The sequence below is a fragment of the Xanthomonas sp. WHRI 10204 genome, assembly GCF_040202875.1.
Classification (GTDB): Bacteria; Pseudomonadota; Gammaproteobacteria; order Xanthomonadales; family Xanthomonadaceae; genus Xanthomonas.
Window position 1 is genome coordinate 208947 of record NZ_JBEGDW010000005.1, and the last position, 17787, is coordinate 226733.

General features: G+C 63.4%; 12 protein-coding genes. 5 read left to right on the plus strand and 7 right to left on the minus strand.

Annotated features, from left to right (window positions below):
- Window positions 1–54: 54 nt before the first annotated feature.
- From ABQZ00_RS23225 to dnaA, 7 genes are all read right to left on the minus strand, one after another.
- Entirely contained in the window at window positions 55–1251 is a 1197-nt protein-coding gene (locus ABQZ00_RS23225) for a tetratricopeptide repeat protein (RefSeq protein WP_055852575.1), read from the minus strand.
- A gap of 287 nt (window positions 1252–1538) precedes the next feature.
- Entirely contained in the window at window positions 1539–2345 is an 807-nt protein-coding gene (locus ABQZ00_RS23230) for a M48 family metallopeptidase (RefSeq protein WP_055852573.1), read from the minus strand.
- A gap of 202 nt (window positions 2346–2547) precedes the next feature.
- Window positions 2548–3384 carry a CPBP family intramembrane glutamic endopeptidase gene (locus ABQZ00_RS23235; protein WP_323539122.1) on the minus strand — a complete coding sequence of 279 codons (837 nt, stop codon included), beginning with the start codon at window positions 3382–3384 and terminating at the stop codon, window positions 2548–2550.
- A gap of 67 nt (window positions 3385–3451) precedes the next feature.
- The gene (gene gyrB, locus ABQZ00_RS23240) at window positions 3452–5896 is read right to left on the minus strand and encodes a DNA topoisomerase (ATP-hydrolyzing) subunit B (protein WP_115552383.1); all 2445 of its coding nucleotides are present in this window, start codon (window positions 5894–5896) and stop codon (window positions 3452–3454) included.
- Between the two features lie 114 nt (window positions 5897–6010).
- On the minus strand, window positions 6011–7117 hold the full coding sequence (recF, locus tag ABQZ00_RS23245; protein WP_323539121.1) for a DNA replication/repair protein RecF: 1107 nt from the start codon (window positions 7115–7117) through the stop codon (window positions 6011–6013).
- Window positions 7118–8147: 1030 nt separating this feature from the next.
- Window positions 8148–9248 carry a DNA polymerase III subunit beta gene (dnaN, locus tag ABQZ00_RS23250; protein ID WP_055852563.1) on the minus strand — a complete coding sequence of 367 codons (1101 nt, stop codon included), beginning with the start codon at window positions 9246–9248 and terminating at the stop codon, window positions 8148–8150.
- A 276-nt stretch (window positions 9249–9524) separates the two neighbouring features.
- Window positions 9525–10853, minus strand: a complete 1329-nt coding sequence (gene dnaA / locus ABQZ00_RS23255) for a chromosomal replication initiator protein DnaA (RefSeq protein WP_311240095.1) — start codon at window positions 10851–10853, stop codon at window positions 9525–9527.
- A 242-nt stretch (window positions 10854–11095) separates the two neighbouring features.
- Here dnaA and rpmH point away from each other — a divergent pair, with 242 nt between their 5' ends.
- The 5 genes from rpmH to mnmE all read left to right on the plus strand — a co-directional run bounded on the left by rpmH (window position 11096) and on the right by mnmE (window position 17751).
- Window positions 11096–11236 carry a 50S ribosomal protein L34 gene (rpmH, locus tag ABQZ00_RS23260; RefSeq protein ID WP_002805908.1) on the plus strand — a complete coding sequence of 47 codons (141 nt, stop codon included), beginning with the start codon at window positions 11096–11098 and terminating at the stop codon, window positions 11234–11236.
- A 38-nt stretch (window positions 11237–11274) separates the two neighbouring features.
- The gene (rnpA, locus tag ABQZ00_RS23265; RefSeq protein ID WP_055852557.1) at window positions 11275–11712 is read left to right on the plus strand and encodes a ribonuclease P protein component; all 438 of its coding nucleotides are present in this window, start codon (window positions 11275–11277) and stop codon (window positions 11710–11712) included.
- A gap of 25 nt (window positions 11713–11737) precedes the next feature.
- Entirely contained in the window at window positions 11738–13462 is a 1725-nt protein-coding gene (gene yidC / locus ABQZ00_RS23270; RefSeq protein WP_323539120.1) for a membrane protein insertase YidC, read from the plus strand.
- 90 nt (window positions 13463–13552) lie between these two features.
- Window positions 13553–16258, plus strand: a complete 2706-nt coding sequence (locus ABQZ00_RS23275; RefSeq protein WP_323539119.1) for a polysaccharide deacetylase family protein — start codon at window positions 13553–13555, stop codon at window positions 16256–16258.
- Between the two features lie 149 nt (window positions 16259–16407).
- Window positions 16408–17751 carry a tRNA uridine-5-carboxymethylaminomethyl(34) synthesis GTPase MnmE gene (gene mnmE, locus ABQZ00_RS23280; protein WP_323539118.1) on the plus strand — a complete coding sequence of 448 codons (1344 nt, stop codon included), beginning with the start codon at window positions 16408–16410 and terminating at the stop codon, window positions 17749–17751.
- Window positions 17752–17787: the final 36 nt, after the last annotated feature.

A 17787-nucleotide genomic window follows, 5' to 3' on the forward strand; every position in this document is an offset into this window, starting at 1 on the left:
CCGAGTCCTGTAACCACTAAAAACACAGGGATTTCGGGGGTTTATTTTCTTTTTTTACTTCAGGTTGATGATCTTCTTGGCGTCTTCGGGTTTTTTAACGCCCTTGGCGATCGCCTGCTGTGCGGCCTGCTTGGCCTCCGGGATGCGACCTTCCGAATGCAGCACCTTGGCCAGATTCAGATAGGTCTCGCCGTCCTTGGAAAGCGGTGCGGCTTTCTGCCAGTTCTCGATCGCCTTCGGCACGTCTTCGCCGTAGTAATAGGACTGAGCCAGCGCAAGGTATGTCTGATAATCAGGCTTGAGGATGCCTTTTTGCATACCTTCATTGATCACCGCGATGACATCCTTTTCCTTGTTCTCGGTGTTGGCGTAGATGGAATACAACTGCTTGTATTCCTTTTCTTCGGTCAACTGCCCGGCGGCGCGCAGCTTGTCCATGACGCCGGCGGCCTTGTCCATCTGATCGGCCTGCATGTACATGCTGGCCAGATTGAGCTGGGCCTTCTTGTCGTTGGGCGTCTTGGCGGCCAGCGCCTCGGCGGCAGCCACGGCTTCACCGGTCTGGCCGGCTTCGGCGTAGGACGCCATCAGGAGCTGGTTCCAGGTGTCCTTCGGCTCGGGCGAGGCGGCGATGGCCTGCTTCAGCACCGGAATCGCTTCCTTGTAGCGCTCGGCCTGGTACAGCGCCTGCCCCTTGAGGATCAGGTCTTCCGGACGCTGCGACTTGCTCTCGTCCAGATACTTGTCCAGCGTGGCCAGACCTTCGGCCTGCTGATCGTCCTGCATCTGCAACTGCGCCAGCATCAGCATCGACTGGAACTGGCCGTTGTTGTCCAGCGCATTCAGGCCAATGGCCTGCTGCAGGTACTTCTTGGCGCCAGCGGTATCGTCCAGGTTGTAGGCGGCCTGCGCAGCGAGCTGGGCGGCGAGCGCCTTGTCGGCTTCGTTGGCAGCGCTGTTGGCCAGGATTTCATCGGCCTGGCTGCGCACGCCCGGGTAGTCCTCGCCCTTGTTGAAGGTTTCGATCAGCTTCTGCAGCTTGCTGCTCAACTTGGACGACGGCTTGATCGTCGGTGCCTGACGGGTCGACTGCGGGTACAGCTCTTCGGCCTTGCCGTTGCCCTTGGACTTACGCGCGGCGCGCTCGGAAGAGCGGTCCGACTGCGCGACCGCATCGGTGACGACAGCCCCGCCCAGGGACGCTGCGATGAACAGGGACAACAGGGCTTGCTTGCGGTTGAGCAGTTTCATGTTTCACCTCGGACGAGCCGCCGTCGGGCGGTACGAAAAGCGGAATGGAAGCTGTACGAAAAATCTGAGCCGGCAAACTTAGCAGAAAGTCTCAGTTCCCGAAAACGGTTTCCATGTTGTGGTGCGTCAATCGGGACAGGAGACAGTTGCTTAGGGCGGCTAACGGTAAGACATCGGAAGTGAGCGTGCGGTGGGCACTGCGCGCCGATGTAAGAGGCGGATACAGCGCCAACCTTGGCGATTTTGAATGCCCGATAGCATCGATTGCAGCGTCACCGCGGCAGGACCTAGCCGCATCGTGGGGCGCGTCCGGCCTGCCGTGCCTGCTGGTACACCGGTTCGAGCTGGTTGACGTCGGCCTGCAGCTCGCGGATGCGGTTGGTTGGGTCGGGGTGGGTAGACAGCCATTGCGGCTGACGGTTACCGCTGGCAGCCATCATGTTCTGCCACAGCGTGACCGCCTGAGCCGGATCGAAGCCGGCCTGCGCCATCAAGCGCTGACCGACCACGTCGGCTTCGCTCTCCTGGGTCCGCGACCCGGGCAGCAGGAACACGGTCTGCGCGGTCATGCCGCCGACCTGATTCACCGCGCTGGCCGCGCCGTCGCCGTAGGCCGCACCAGCGAGTGCGCCAATGATGCCCAGGCCGGTCTGTGTGCCGAGCTGGCGGGTGATGCGCTCCTCGTGGTGGCGCGAGATCACGTGCCCGATTTCGTGTCCCAGCACGGCGGCCAGTTGGTCCTGGGTCTTGGCAACGGTGAAGATGCCGGTGTTGACCCCGACCTTGCCGCCGGGCAGGGCAAAGGCGTTGGCCTCGTCGTCGACGAACAGCGCCGTCTCCCACTTGGTGTCGCGCCACTGCGGTGGCAACTGCGCCACCAGTGCATTGACCACGCACTGGACGTAAGCGTTCTGCTTGCCGTCGGTGCTGACTTTTTCCTTGGCCTTGGTCTGCGCGAACGACTGCGCGCCCAGCTGGTCGAGCTGTTCTTGCGACACACCACCCACCACCTGTCGGCGGCCGGTTGGCGACGTAGTGGTGGCACATGCCGTCAACGCGAGGACGGCAACAACGATCAACAACCTGGCTTTCATTCGATCCCCCTGAATCATACGGACCATTTTGGCAGGCTCGTCTTAACTTTTCGTCAAACGGCCTGGATCGGCCAGCAAAACGTGGCAAACAGCCATCAGATAAACGCCAATGACGCGCTCGGCATCGCGATGTGCGGGGGGGACGGACGGATCGCAGGCACTGACCGCAACGGTCTGACGCCGGACGAGTCGCAGCGCTGGCTTACCCGATTCCGAAAAAGTACAGGGCAGCCAGAGCAGTGGCGTTGTTGATGCCGTGCGCGGCGATGGGCGCCCACAGCGTGCCGGTGCGCCAATACAGCCAGGCAAATGCCGCGCCCATGCTGCCGTAGATCAGCCAGAGCTGGGCGATGGCGGCCGGGCCATTGCCGCTGATGCCGGGGACTTCATGCACCAGCGCGAACAGTGCGCCGCTCAAGACGATTCCCAGCCAGGGGCGGCCGGCAGCCAGCAGGCGGCCAAACAGGACGCGACGGAACAGGAGTTCTTCGTAGGCTGGAGCGATGACCACCGCAAACAGCGCCAGGGCCAGCGGCCACTGCTGGATGGCTTCTTCCATCAGTGGCAGGTTGGTGGGTACGGGTTTGATGCCCAGTGCCGAGGCGGCCACGCTGACCAGATTGCTGAGCACAAAGACCGTGGCGGCGATCAGGGCGGTCCAGCCCCAGGTGGAGGTCCGTCGCGCAGCAGCCCGCGAGGCCGCCTGTTCGACAGACGTGGCGCGGCGACGCCAGTAGTACAGCAGCACCGCTGGGGTGGCGGTGCTGACCAGGGCGGTGAGCAATTGCACCATCACCCCGGGTTGGCCGATGGCGGCCATGACGTCGGCAGAGGAGGGCGTCAGACCCTGCGCCTTGGCGGCCTGCGCATAGCCGATGCCACGTATCGCACCCCAGATCGCAAAGCCGGCCACGCTCAGGCTGAGCAACAGGCCGACGGCGATCAACACGTCGATCGCGAAACCGAGCAGCACGGGCGGCAACGGAGAGCGGCCGGTCGCGGGGGGCGGTGCCGCTAGGGTGGAAGGGTCTGTGCTCATCGTCGTCCTGCGGACACCGGGCCGCCGGCACAACGCTGCTGCGTTGCGCCGGTGCGACGCGGGCGGCTCAGATATCCAGGTTGGACACCTTCAGCGCATTGTCCTCGATGAAGTCGCGACGCGGTTCCACCACATCGCCCATCAAGGTGCTGAAGATCTGGTCGGCGGCCACGGCGTCCTCGATGCGGACCTGCAACAGCCGGCGCGTGTCCGGGTTGACCGTGGTTTCCCACAGCTGCTCGGCATTCATTTCGCCCAGGCCCTTGAAGCGCTGCACCTGGCGGCCGCGCTTGGCCTCTTCCAGCAGCCAGGCATGTGCCTGCGCAAAACTGGTGATCGGATGGGTCTTGTTGCCACGCACGATCTGAGCGCCTTCGCGGATCAGGTCGTTCAATGCCAGCGACACTTCGCGCAGCGGACGCAGCTCGCCGCTTTCGAACGCGCCCATCGGCAGCACCTGGGTGAATTCCTCGCCCATGTGCCGGCGGATGGCAACCAGGGTTGCGGCGGTGTTTTCCGTGGCCGGATCGAAGCGCAACTGGTAACGCGCGGTGCCCAGGGTGCCGCGGTTGAGCACCGCCTGCAGCGCATCCAGGGTGGGATGCACATCGCCTTCGGCTTGCAGCTGCACCACATCCAGCGGCGGCAGGTCGATCAACGCGGTCAGCAGGGCCGGGTCGTAACGATGCGCGTTGCGGGCAATCGCCTCGTTGGCGCCGGTGTACAGCAGCAGCAGCTTCTCCAGCGCTTCGCCAGTGATCGGCGGCTCGTCGGTGGCGGGAATCAGCGCCGCGCCTTCGACCGCATTGCTGGCCAGGTAGGCATTGAGCGCCGCGTCGTCCTTCAGATACAGCTCGCTCTTGCCCTGCTTGAGCTTGTACAGCGGCGGCAGGCCGATGTAGATGTAGCCGCGCTCGATCAGCTCCGGCATCTGCCGGTAGAAGAACGTGAGCAGCAGGGTGCGGATGTGCGAGCCGTCCACGTCGGCGTCGGTCATCAGGATGATGCGGTGATAGCGCAGCTTGTCCGGGTTGTACTCGTCGCGGCCGATGCCGGTGCCGAGCGCGGTGATCAGCGTGCCGACCTGGTCGGAGGCCAGCATGCGGTCGAAGCGCGCGCGCTCGACATTGAGGATCTTGCCGCGCAGCGGCAGCACCGCCTGGTTCTTGCGGTTACGACCTTGCTTGGCCGAGCCACCTGCCGAGTCACCCTCGACGATAAACAGTTCCGACAGCGCCGGATCCTTTTCCTGGCAGTCGGCCAGCTTGCCGGGCAGGCCGGCGATGTCCAGCGCGCCCTTGCGGCGGGTCAGATCGCGCGCCTTGCGGGCGGCTTCGCGCGCACGCGCTGCATCGACGATCTTGCCGGTGATGGCTTTGGCTTCATTCGGATTCTCCTGCAGGAACTCCTGCAGGCGCGCACCGAAGGCGTTTTCCACCGCCGGGCGCACGTCCGAGCTGACCAGCTTTTCCTTGGTCTGCGAGGAGAAGCTGGGGTCGGGCACCTTCACCGACAGCACCGCGATCATGCCTTCGCGCATGTCGTCGCCGGTCAGCGCGACCTTGGCCTGCTTGGCGATGCCGTTCTGCTCGATGTAGTTGCTGAGCACGCGTGTCAGCGCGGCGCGGAAGCCGGCCAAGTGGGTGCCGCCATCCTTCTGCGGGATGTTGTTGGTGAAGCAGTACATGGTTTCCTGGTAGGCGTCGGTCCATTGCAGGGCCACGTCCACCACGATGCCGTTGTGCTCGCCGGTCACCGAAATCACGTTGGGGTGCAGCGGCGACTTCAGCTGCGCCAGATGCTCCACGAAGCTGCGAATGCCGCCTTCGTAATGGAAATCGTCGCGACGGCCTTCGCCGCGCTCGTCGATCAGCGCGATCTTGACGCCGGAATTGAGGAACGACAGTTCGCGCAGGCGGCGCGCCAGGATGTCGTAATGAAACTCGACGTCGCTGAAGATCGCCACGGCCGGCTTGAAGCGCAACGTGGTGCCGCGCTTGGTCGAAGCTTCCAGCTGCTTGAGCGGGTACTGCGGCTCGCCCAGCGCGTATTCCTGCTGGTAGTGGAACCCGTCGCGCCAGATGTCCAGCCACAGGTGCTCGGACAGTGCGTTGACCACCGACACGCCCACGCCATGCAGGCCGCCGGAGACTTTGTAGCTGTTGTCGTCGAACTTGCCGCCGGCGTGCAGCACGGTGAGGATCACCTCGGCCGCCGAGACGCCTTCTTCCTTGTGGATGTCGACCGGCACACCGCGGCCGTTGTCCGACACCGCCACCGAGCCATCGACCAGGATTTTCACCACGATGTCGTCGGCGTGGCCAGCCAAGGCTTCGTCGACGGAGTTGTCGACCACTTCGAACACCATGTGATGCAGGCCGGTGCCGTCATGGACATCGCCGATGTACATGCCGGGGCGCTTGCGGACGGCTTCCAGGCCACGCAGCACGGTGATCTTGCTGGAGTCGTAGGTGCCGTTGGGAGTAGGCGAGGTGTTCTGTTCGTCGGTCATGCGTGTGCCGTTAGCTCCACAACACGGAACGGAAACGGCAGGAGCCGCATCGCACCGTGGGAAAAGGGGGATAGCCCGTCAATTATACCAGTCGGCCCGCTCTGGCCGTCGGGCTTAGTCAGCCGCGACTTGAGACGCGATCGTTCCGTGTTCCACGTGGAACCGGTGCAGAAGTTCGCCGGCATCGGCCAGGCCGGGCGGTGTCTCCGTCGCCGTGATCAGCACTTGTGCCGGTGCAGCGGCCAGACGCTGCAACACGCTGGCCTGGTGGTGCCGATCAAGCTCCGAGCCGAGGTCATCCAGCGCTATCACTGGCCACTCTCCGCGTTCGTGGGCGAAATCCTCCGCTTGCGCAAGCAGACAGGCCAGCGCGGTCAGCTTCGCCTGGCCTCGCGATAAGGCATCCTTGCCGGGAAGGGCGTCGAAACGGGGTACCCAGTCGGCGCGATGCGGGCCTTGCGAGGTGTAGCCATTCTGGCGGTCGCGTTCGCGCGCCAGCAGCAATGCATCCGCAAGCGAGACCTCATGGCGCTTCCAGCCTGGTGAAAACTCCAGGGCGGACAGGCCCAACGATGGCGCGATCGCAGTGGCGACCGGAATCAGGCGCTCCTGCAGGCGCTCAAGGTAGCGCAACCGTCTAGAGGTCAAGGTTTCTCCCGATTCGGCAAGCTCGTGGTCCCAGGCATCCAGCATGCGCGGCTGCGCCCCCTGTTTGAGCAGGGCATTGCGCTGTTTGAGCGCTCGCGCATAGCGCCGCCAGAGCGCGAGGAAGTCAGGTTCCACGTGGAACAAACCCCAATCCAGGAACCGGCGGCGCGGCTCACCACCACCGCTAATCAAGACGTGGCTTCCCGGCTCGAACGTGACCACGGCCAACGCGGCGCAGAGCGAACCAAGCTGCGCGACATCTTCGCCATCCAGCCGCCCCGTCCATTCCTGCCCGCTATGGCGAAGCCCGGCACGTCGTGTGCGTTCTGCGGCCTCACCCATGCGTTCGCGCCATTCGACGAACACTTCCAGATCGCTGGCACCTTGCTGGATCAGTCCATCGCGCACTCGCCCACGAAAGCTGCGCCCATAGGCCATGAGATGCAATGCCTCGAGCACGCTGGTCTTGCCTGCTCCGTTGTCACCGGTCAGCAGGTTCAGGGAACTGGCGGGGTAGAGGTCGACTGTCTCGAAGCGACGAAGCCGATGTATGGACAACCGCACTACGTGCATCGATCAGTCTGCTCCGGGCTGTGATCCGGGTCCCCGGCCGGTCCGCAGCATACGTGATTGGTCCACCAACCGCGCGGTGGCACCGAGAACGCGCGACAGGACTTCCTGGGGATAAGTTGGGGACAAAATTAGCGGTTAGACGGCTGGTTAGTCTTATCCACAGGTTGCAGGGGGGAAGACGGGGGTTAAAACACAGGGTTTCGCGCCTATAAAAACCATTTAAAACAACAACTTGACCTACTTTCAGGCGAAATCTGGCCCTACCATCACCACCAAGCTCTTAAGTTATTTCTATTTTTTAAAGCAAAGCTTGATGTGCATAAGTCCAAAACTGCCGTTTCGAAACAGCAAGGTGAGCGTTGCTGAGTGAACCTCGGTACGCGCCAGTGTTCCCCGCTGAACGGGTTTATTTTCTAGGTCCGAATTCACGAAAGACACGTCAGGCCAGAAATTGTCCGGTCTCGCGGAGAAATGAGATTAATGACGGCTGGCGCTGCTAGTCATGTTGCCGACCTCACGCAGCCGAGAACGCCAAGTTACTTTTTGCAATGCATCTGCACTGCATCGCTGGCAACCGGCTCCCCATCGGATCAATGACCCATTGTGGTAGCAGCAGGGCAGTAGACATCCGCAGCGCGTCCTTGCACGAACTGCGACGCAAGGATCTGCCAAACGCGGGTGCGACGCTCGCTGATGGCGGTCAGTGCTCTTGAGCCGCCCATCGGCATGTCCCCACACGCGCCGTGGCAGCTGTGAGCCGATTCAAGCACCAAGGCCAGCTGTGGATCCACGAGACGGCAACGGGGATGCGGGGATCTTCGCCACTGACGCGTTGGCAAGAGCCCCGAATCCATCCCCGCCGCCTGGGCCTCTGCTAAGCACCTAACCACCAGCTTCTGACCGGAACACTGACAAACGCTGTCCCACACCCCGGCAAAGCCTCACTGCGTCTTGCCTGCGCGCTTGCGAGCACGAGACACAAAAAAGCCCGACTCTCGCCGGGCTTTCGTGTTCCACGTGGAACGCAACGTCAGAGACGCAGCGGCATGACCACATGGCGGGACTTCTCGCTGCTCGCCTCACGCACCAATGCAGACGAATTTGCGTCGCGCAGCTGGATCACCACATGCTCGTCGCGCAGTGCCGACAACGCATCCAGCAGGTAATTCACGTTAAAGCCGATCGCCAAGTCGTCCACCTTGGTGTCTGCCTCGATCTCTTCCTGCGCCTCTTCCTGCTCGGGGTTGTGCGCGCTGATTTTCAGCTGCCCCGGAGACACCTCGACGCGAACGCCACGGTACTTCTCGTTGGACAGGATGGCAGCGCGCTGCAACGACGCACGCAGCGCCTCGCGGTCGACCTTGACCTCACGGTCGGCGCCAATCGGAATCACTGCTTCGTAATCAGGAAAACGACCATCGATGAGCTTGGAGGTGAAGGTCACATCGCCACGCTTGACGCGGATATGACTACGACCGACTTCCAGTTCGACCTCACGGTCGGCCGCTTCCAGCAAGCGCAGCAGCTCGGTCACGCCCTTCCGCGGCACGATGATCTGGCGCTTGGCGCCGCCGGACTTCTCCAGCTCGGTTTCGCACAACGCCAGACGATGTCCGTCGGTGGCCACGCAGCGCAGCAGGCCATCACGCAGGTCGAACAGCAAGCCGTTGAGGTAATACCGCACGTCCTGCTGGGCCATTGCGAACGCCGTGCGCTCGATCAGCTCCTTCAACGCTGCTTCCGGCACGGCAACGCGTTCGGTCGCTTCGACTTCGTCCACAGACGGAAAGTCATTGGCTGGCAGCGTCGCCAGCGTAAAGCGGCTGCGCCCCGCCTGCACGGTGACCTTGTCGCCGGTCTGCGAGATGGTGACGCGGCTGCCATCGGGCAGGGCACGCAGGATGTCGAACAACTTGCGCGCCGGGATCGTGGTTTCACCATCCTGCGCGTCTTCCACCATCGTGCGCGAGATCATTTCCACTTCCAGGTCCGTGCCCGTCAAGGACACCTGGCCGTCCTTCACCTGCACCAGCAGGTTTGCCAGGACTGGCAGGGTTTGACGGCGTTCGACCACATTGACCACCTGGGCCAACGGTTTGAGGAAGGCTTCGCGCTGCAGTGTAAAACGCATGTGGTTCCGTGCCCCTATGCTTTAAAAAATAATGGATAAATCAAAAGCTTGGTGGTGATGGTAGGGCCGTTTTCAGCGGATAACCACCATAACTCTCTGTTTCCAAAAGAATTTCAGCACCTGAAAGCCGTTGGACTAGTGCCCCTGGTCTGCTAGGAAAACCTGTGGATAGTTTTCCGCCCGGATTGCAGGGCAACGTTATCCACAGATTCTCCCGCATTTGACCCCAACTCATCCACGCTTTTTTCCCGGCATGCCGAGAAGGGCGTCAACGACTCACTCGCTGAGCTTGCGAATCAGCTTTTCCCAGTCCTCGCGCAGCTTGCCGTCGGCCTCCATCAGCGTGCGGATCTGCCGGCAGGCATGCAGCACGGTGGTGTGGTCACGCCCGGCAAACGCGTCGCCGATCTCGGGCAGGCTGTGCTCGGTCAGTTCCTTGGCCAACGCCATCGCGACCTGGCGTGGGCGTGCCAACGAACGGGTGCGCCGCTTGGAGAGCAGGTCCTTCATCTGCAGCCCGTAGTAGTCCGCCACGGTCTTCTGGATGTTGGGGATGCCGATCGCCTGCTGCTGGGCCCGCAACAGGTCGCGTAGCGTCTCCTGGGCGAACTCCACGGTGATCGCACGGCCGGTGAAGTTGGCGCGCGCCACCAGCGTGTTGAGCGCGCCTTCCAGATCGCGCACGTTCGAGCGCATCTTCTTGGCGATCAAAAACGCCACATCGTCGGGAATGTCGGCACCGCGCTCGCGCGCCTTGGCCAGCACGATCGCCGCGCGGGTTTCGAAATCTGGCGGATCGATCGCCACCGACAGGCCCCAGGCCAGACGCGACTTCAGCCGCGGCTCCAGACCCTCGACTTCGCGCGGGTAGCGATCGCACGTCAGGATGATCTGTTGGCGGCCGTCGAACAGCGCGTTGAAGGTGTGGAAGAACTCTTCCTGCGTGCGGTCTTTGCCGGCAAAAAACTGGATGTCATCGATCAACAGCGCATCGATCTGCTGAAACTGGCGCTTGAACTGGTCCATCGCCTTGTCCTGCAGCGCTCGGATCATCGCGCTGAAGAACTGCTCCGAGCGCAGATACATCACCTTGGCGGCCGGATTGGCCTGCCGCAGCGCATTGCCGGCCGCGAACATCAGGTGGGTCTTGCCCAGCCCGGTGCTTCCGTACAGCAGCAGCGGGTTGTGCGCACGATCGCCTGGCTTCTGCGCCGCCTGGATGGCAGCCGCCAGACCGAGCTGGTTGCTACGGCCTTCGACGAAATTGGCGAAGGTGTAGTGCGAATCCAGGTTGCCGGCAAACGGCACGATCGGTGCGGCGACCGGCACGCTGGGCGTGGCCATCGGTGCCGGCAACGGATCGGGCGCACGGGGGCGCGAGCCCACTGCCAGCGCCACCTCGCCATTGCCAGCGAAATACGCCAGCAATTCGCGGATCCGCGGCAGGTAGCGTTCACGGACCTGGTCGACGATGAAGGCGTTCGGCGCGTACAGCACAATGCTGTCGCCGCGGTCTTCGGCCTGCAGGGGTTTCAACCAGGTGTGGACATCTTCGGGCGGGAATTCAGCTTCAAGACGTTCCAGACAGCGGGGCCAAGCATCCATCAAAGTGTGATCATCTGTTGCTGGCTGCGGCGCGCAGCAAGGCGCCGTGCACGCAGCCCGGAAGTGAAAAGAGGATGGGCCAGACTAGCACCGCAGTCAGGCTTTTCCCAGAGTTATTCACAGGTCCATCCACAGGGCGTGCGCAGGCTCACGGTTGGTAAAGCAACGGGGGAGTTGACCCGGCCCGGGGCGGTCCTATAGAATTTCCGGTTCTATTCGTCTCCATCCATGCAGAGGGCCCCATGGCCACCAAGCGTACTTTCCAACCCAGCAACCTCAAGCGAGCACGCGACCATGGCTTCCGCGCACGTATGGCAACCGCCGACGGCCGCAAGATCCTGGCTCGCCGCCGCGCCAAGGGCCGCAAGCGCCTGAGCGCTTGATTGCCGCGCCGCTCTCCGCGGCCGAGGCAAGTCCTACCGTGAACGCATCGAACCCGTGCAGGCGATTTCCTCGCTCTGCGCGGGTTCGTACGCGTGCGCAATATACGGTCGTCTTCGATACCGCGCGTCGCACCTCGGATCCGCTGCTCAGCCTGCATTGGCGCACCGGCGATACGCCGCCGCGCTTGGGCATGGCGGTGTCGCGCAAGGTGGACACGCGTGCGGTCGGACGCAATCGCATCAAGCGCGTCCTGCGCGATGCCATGCGGCATCTGCTGCCCGAGCTGGCCGGTGGCGATTACGTCATTGTGGCCCGCTCCGCAGCCGCCAAAGCGACCAATCCACAGATTCGCGACGCCTTCGTGCGTCTGCTGCGCCGTGCCGGCGCATTGCCCCCACCTGCTGCGCCCGGCACAATGCCGCCCGCCAGGACGATGCACCCATCCTCCCTTTCCCCGACAGAGCCGGAACTGTAGTTCCGACTGAGCGAGTTGCTGCCCGATGAACCAGACCCGTGTTTTCCTGATCTTTGCCTGGCTGATGGTCGCGGCGCTGCTGTGGATGGAGTGGGGCAAGGACAAGGCGGCCGCCAACGCACCTGCCGCAGTCGCCACGCAATCGGTACCGGCTGCGCGCGACCTGGATGCCAGCGCGCCGGCGGCCAATGTGCCCGCCGCCCAGGCTATCCCGCAGGCAGGCGTCCCGGGCGCCGCACCGGCGGCAACCAGCACCACCACGGCCACGCCGGCAGCCGCGGGCGCCGCGCCGGTGGTTACGCTGACCTCGGACGTGCTGCGCCTGAAGCTGGATGGCCGCAGCGTGCTGGATGCCGAACTGCTGCAGTTTCCGCAGACCAAGGACGGCACCGCGCCGGTCGATCTGCTGACCGAAGATGCTGTGCACCCTTACAACGCCACCAGCGGTTGGGCCAGCGAACATTCGCCGGTGCCTGGCGTAGGCGGCTTCCGCGCCGAACAGCCGGGGACTGCATTCGAGCTGGCCAAGGGTCAGAACACCCTGGTGGTGCCGTTCGTCTGGAACGGTCCCAATGGCGTGTCGATCCGCCGCACCTTCACCCTGGAGCGCGGCCGCTACGCGATCTCGATCAAGGATGAAGTGATCAACAAGAGCGGTGCGGCGTGGAACGGTTATGTGTTCCGCAAGCTGAGCCGGGTGCCGACCATCCTCAGCCGCGGCATGACCAACCCGGATTCCTTCAGCTTCAACGGGGCGACCTGGTATAGCCCGCAAGAGGGCTATGAGCGTCGTGCGTTCAAGGATTACATGGACGATGGCGGCCTGAATCGCCAGATCACCGGTGGCTGGGTCGCGCTGCTGCAGCACCACTTCTTCACCGCTTGGATCCCGCAGAAGGATCAGGCCTCGCTGTACGTACTGAATCAGGATGGCCCGCGCGACGTGGCCGAACTGCGTGGCCCGGCCTTCACCGTGGCGCCCGGCCAGACCGCCAGCACCGAGGCGCGCCTGTGGGTGGGCCCGAAACTGGTCAGCCTGATAGCCAAGGAAGACGTGAAGGGTCTGGACCGCGTGGTCGATTACAGCCGCTTCTCGATCATGGCCATCATCGGCCAGGGCCTGTTCTGGGTGCTGAGCCACCTGCACAGCTTCCTGCACAACTGGGGCTGGGCCATCATCGGCCTGGTGGTGCTGCTGCGTCTGGCGCTGTATCCGCTGTCGGCCGCGCAGTACAAGTCCGGTGCCAAGATGCGCCGCTTCCAGCCGCGCCTGGCGCAGTTGAAGGAGCGCTATGGCGATGATCGCGCCAAGTACCAGCAGGCGACGATGGAGTTGTTCAAGAAGGAAAAGATCAATCCGATGGGCGGCTGCCTGCCGCTGCTGATCCAGATGCCGATCTTCTTCGCGCTGTACTGGGTGTTGGTGGAATCGGTGGAGCTGCGTCAGGCACCGTGGCTGGGCTGGATCCAGGATCTGACCGCGCGCGATCCGTACTTCATCCTGCCGGTGCTCAACATTTCCATCATGTGGGCCACGCAGAAGCTGACGCCGACCCCGGGCATGGACCCGATGCAGGCCAAGATGATGCAGTTCATGCCGCTGGTGTTCGGCGTCATGATGGCCTTCATGCCGGCCGGCCTGGTGTTGTACTGGGTCGTCAACGGCGGCCTTGGCTTGCTGATCCAGTGGTGGATGATCCGCCAGCACGGCGAGAAGCCGAGCAAGATCATCCAGGCCAACGCCAAGTAAGTCTAAGAAAGGTTCAAGAAGGCCCGCCGCAAGGCGGGCTTTCTGCATGCAAGCCCCTCTCCGTTTGTCGCCATTGCCAAGGACGCCGTCGTGAAGCCATCGCCGTTGCATCGCCTGTTGCTGTGCGCAAGTTGCGCGGGACTGCTGGCGCTGGCCGGCTGCGGCAAGCGCGATGCCGGTACCCAGGCATCTGCTTCGGCTCCGCCGGCCGGAGGCACTGCCACTGCCGCCGCACAAACGGGCGACGCCGCCAAGGCGCGTGCGCTGATTGCACAGCTGCGCGAACAGCTGGATCGGCACCGCCGCATCATCGTGTTGCTGGCCGACGAGAACAAACAAAGCCCGCGCGATCGTGCTACTTCCAGCAGCGTGGGGCAGCAGCTGTTCCATGAAAATCTGGAACAACGCGAACGCATAGCCGCCGCGTTTGAAGCCGTGCTGAGCTCGCGCGACTCAAGCCGCTTCGCTGCGATCGCCACGGTGCTGGACGAAGTGGAATCGGCGCCGGATCTGTTCGATGCCGACCGCCTGGCATTTCGCGAGGTGCTGCGCGAGCTGCATGCGCGTATCGGCAAGGATTCGGCGCTGCCGGCAGTCAAACTGCATCAACGCATCGGCGAGGATCTGGAAGCGCTGGACGAGATCGAGCGCAGTTACAACACCGAACTGACGCAGATTTTCAGTCGCTTCGATCGCACCCGGGCCATCGTGCCCAAGCGCGAAAAGTGGGACGACTACGTGGCGCATTTGCGCACCTTGTACACACGCGAAAAGATCCTGCGCGATCATGGCGTGGTGGAGCCGTATCCGTTCTCCGCGCGCGATAGCGACAGCGAAGTGTTCGGCCGCGATCTGCCGCCCAAGACGGTGGTGCTGACCTTCGACGACGGCCCGCACAAGGCCTACACCGAAGAAATTGTGGCGATCCTCAAGCGCTACGACGTGCCCGGCGTGTTCTTCGAAGTAGGGCGGAATCTCGGCAGCCTGGATGCCGATGGCAAGCCCAAGCTGGCGCCATTGTCCAAGATCAGCCATACGCTGATGGAGGAAGGCTATGCGGTGGGCAATCACAGCCTGACCCATGCGCAGTTGTCCAAGACCACTGGCGATGCATTGCGCAGCCAGGTGCTGGATACCGACACGCTGTTGCGTGCGGTGGATGACAAGCGTGCTCCGCTGTTTCGGTTTCCGTATGGCGCGCGCAATGCCGAAGGGCTGCAGCTGCTGGGCGAAGCCGGCTTGAAGTCGATCATGTGGAACATCGATTCACTGGACTGGGCCGACCCGGTGCCAGAGTCGATCGTGCAACGCGTGCTCGACCAGGTGAACAAGGAACAGCGCGGCATCGTGCTGTTTCATGACATCCACGACCGCGCGGTGAAAGCCTTGCCGCAGATTCTGGACCGGTTGATCGCCGACGGGTATCAGTTTGCCGGCTGGAACGGCCGCGATTTTTCGGTGGCGCGTGCACCCAGCGCCGTGGCCGACGCAACGGTGACCACCGGCTATGCCAAGTCGTGGGCGATCGTGATCGGCATCGATGACTACGCGCACTGGCCCAAGCTCGAATATGCGGCCAACGATGCGCAAGCGATCGCCAGCACCTTGACCGGCCCGCTGGGCTTTCCGTCGTCGCAAGTGATCGTGCTGAAAAACAGCGAAGCCACGCGCAACAATATCCTCGCCGCCTTCCATGACCGGCTTGGGGAAGGGCGCGCGCAGACCAACGACCGCGTGTTCGTGTTCTTCGCCGGCCACGGCGCCACGCGCCGGCTCGCCTCCGGGCGCGACCTGGGCTACATCATTCCGGTCGACTCGGACCCGGAGCATCTGGCCAGCGATGCGATTGCGATGAGCGACCTGCAGAACATCGCCGAAAGCCTGCAGGCCAAACACGTGTTGTTCGTGATGGACGCGTGCTACAGCGGGTTGGGTCTGACGCGCGGCGGGCCGACCTCCAGTGCGTACTTGCGCGAGAACGCGCGCCGCATCGCGCGCCAGATGCTCACCGCCGGCGGTGCCGATCAACAAGTGGCCGATAGCGGGCCGAACGGGCATTCGGTGTTTACCTGGGTGCTGCTGCAGGCGCTGGCCGGCAAGGGCGATCTCAATGGTGATGGCTTGATCACCGGGACTGAGTTGGCTGCGTATGTCGCACCAGCGGTGTCGGCGGTATCGGCGCAGACGCCGGCATTCGGCAGCCTGCCGGGATCGCAAGGCGGCGAGTTCGTATTCCAGGTGCCCAGCGGCGAAGAATTCCTGACCGCCGATACCGCGCAGTTGTCGGCCGATGCGATCGCACTCAACGGACGCGTGGATGCCGCGCGTCCTGCTGCTGCGACTACCGGCGCTACGGTGGCGGCTGCGCCGGTCACGGTCAAGACCTTGCAAGGTGGTGAAGCCAAGCTGGTCTTGCCGACCGCAGTGAAGAGCAGCGATCGCCAACGTGCGCAATTGGCCAACGAGCGCGGTTTGCAGTTGTACAAGGAAAAACGTTACGCCGAAGCCGCCGAACAATTTGCCGAAGCCTTGAAGCTGCGCCCGGATTTTGCGCTGGCTGCGAACAATCTTGGGTTTGTGTATTACCGCCAGGAGCGCTTTGCCGAATCGGCGCGCTGGTTGGAAAACACGCTCAAGATCGATCCATCGCGCGCGGTGGCGTATCTCAATCTTGGCGATGCCTACGCCAAGGCCGGCGATCGCGATAAAGCGCGCAAGGCGTATTCCACCTATCTGGAACTGCAGCCGCAAGGCAGCGGTGCGGCGCAGGCGCGCGCGCAGTTGCAGACGCTTTGATGCACAGTGGCGGGCACACCATCCAGGACAGGCCTGCGCCCAGATGGACGCGTGCCAGCTAACGCCCGAGCATCGGCCACACGGCTGACGGCTGTGCAGGCATTTTGATCGTCACCCATTTGGTTCCAATCCACGCAAGAGCAGTGCCCATGTCCTCTTCCACGTCCACCATCGTTGCCATCGCCAGTGCTGCCGGAACCGGCGGCGTGGGCATCGTGCGGCTGTCCGGGCCGCAAGCGGTGCAGATCGCAACGCAGCTGGGCATTGCGCCGTTGCAACCGCGGCATGCGCACTACGCGCGCTTTCGCGATGCGCAGGGCGAGGTCATCGACGACGGCATTGCGCTGTGGTTCAACGCGCCACGCAGCTTTACCGGCGAAGACGTGGTGGAGCTGCAGGGGCATGGCAGCCCGGTGGTGTTGCGCCAACTGGTCGCACGTTGCGTTGCACTGGGCGCACGCCAGGCACGCGCTGGCGAGTTCAGCGAACGCGCCTTTCTCAACGGCAAACTCGATCTGACCCAGGCCGAAGCGATTGCGGATTTGATCGCTGCCGGCGATGTGCGTGCGGCGCGTGCCGCGCGGCGCTCGCTGGACGGTGTGTTCTCGCGCCGCGTCGATGCAGTGAGCGACAGCCTGACGCGCTTGCGCGTGCATGTGGAAGCGGCGATCGACTTTGCCGACGAACCGCTCGATACATTGGGCGGTACGCAGGTGCGCGAAGGATTGCAGCAGGCGCGCACATTGCTGGCGCAACTGCTGCGCGATGCAGAACGCGGGCGCAAGCTACGCGACGGCCTGCATGCGGTGTTGATCGGCCCACCCAACGCGGGCAAGAGTTCGTTGCTCAACGCGCTGGCCGGCAGCGATCGCGCCATCGTCACCGATGTGGCCGGCACCACGCGCGACACCTTGCATGAAGCGATCCAGCTCGATGGCTTCGAATTGACGCTGGTCGATACCGCCGGACTGCGCGATGGCGGCGATGCAATCGAACGCGAAGGCATGCGCCGCGCGCGTGCCGAATTGCAGCGTGCCGATCTGGCGCTGGTGGTGCTCGACGCACGCGACCCGCAAGCCGCGCGCGAGGCGATTGGCGATGCCATCGACGCCGTCCCGCGGCAGCTGTGGATTCATAACAAATGCGATCTGCTGGACAACAGCGCACCGCTGCTCGATACCAATGCAGTGGCGGTTTCGGCAACCACCGGCCAGGGATTGGAACAGCTGCACACCCGCCTGCGCGAGCTCGCGTTAGGCGATGGCGTTGAAAGTGTGGACGGCGAATTCTCCGCACGCACCCGGCACGTGGATGCATTACGACGTGCCGAGCAACATGCGGATGCGGCCGATCTGGAACTGGGATTCGAACAACTCGAACTGGCTGCAGAAGAGCTGCGCCTGGCGCATGCAGCGCTGGGCGAGATCACCGGCAAGCTGAGCGCCGATGAGTTGCTGGGCAAGATCTTTTCGAGTTTTTGTATCGGTAAGTGAAGCGCCTCTGCGCGATGCGCCGCCAAGAGCCTCGTG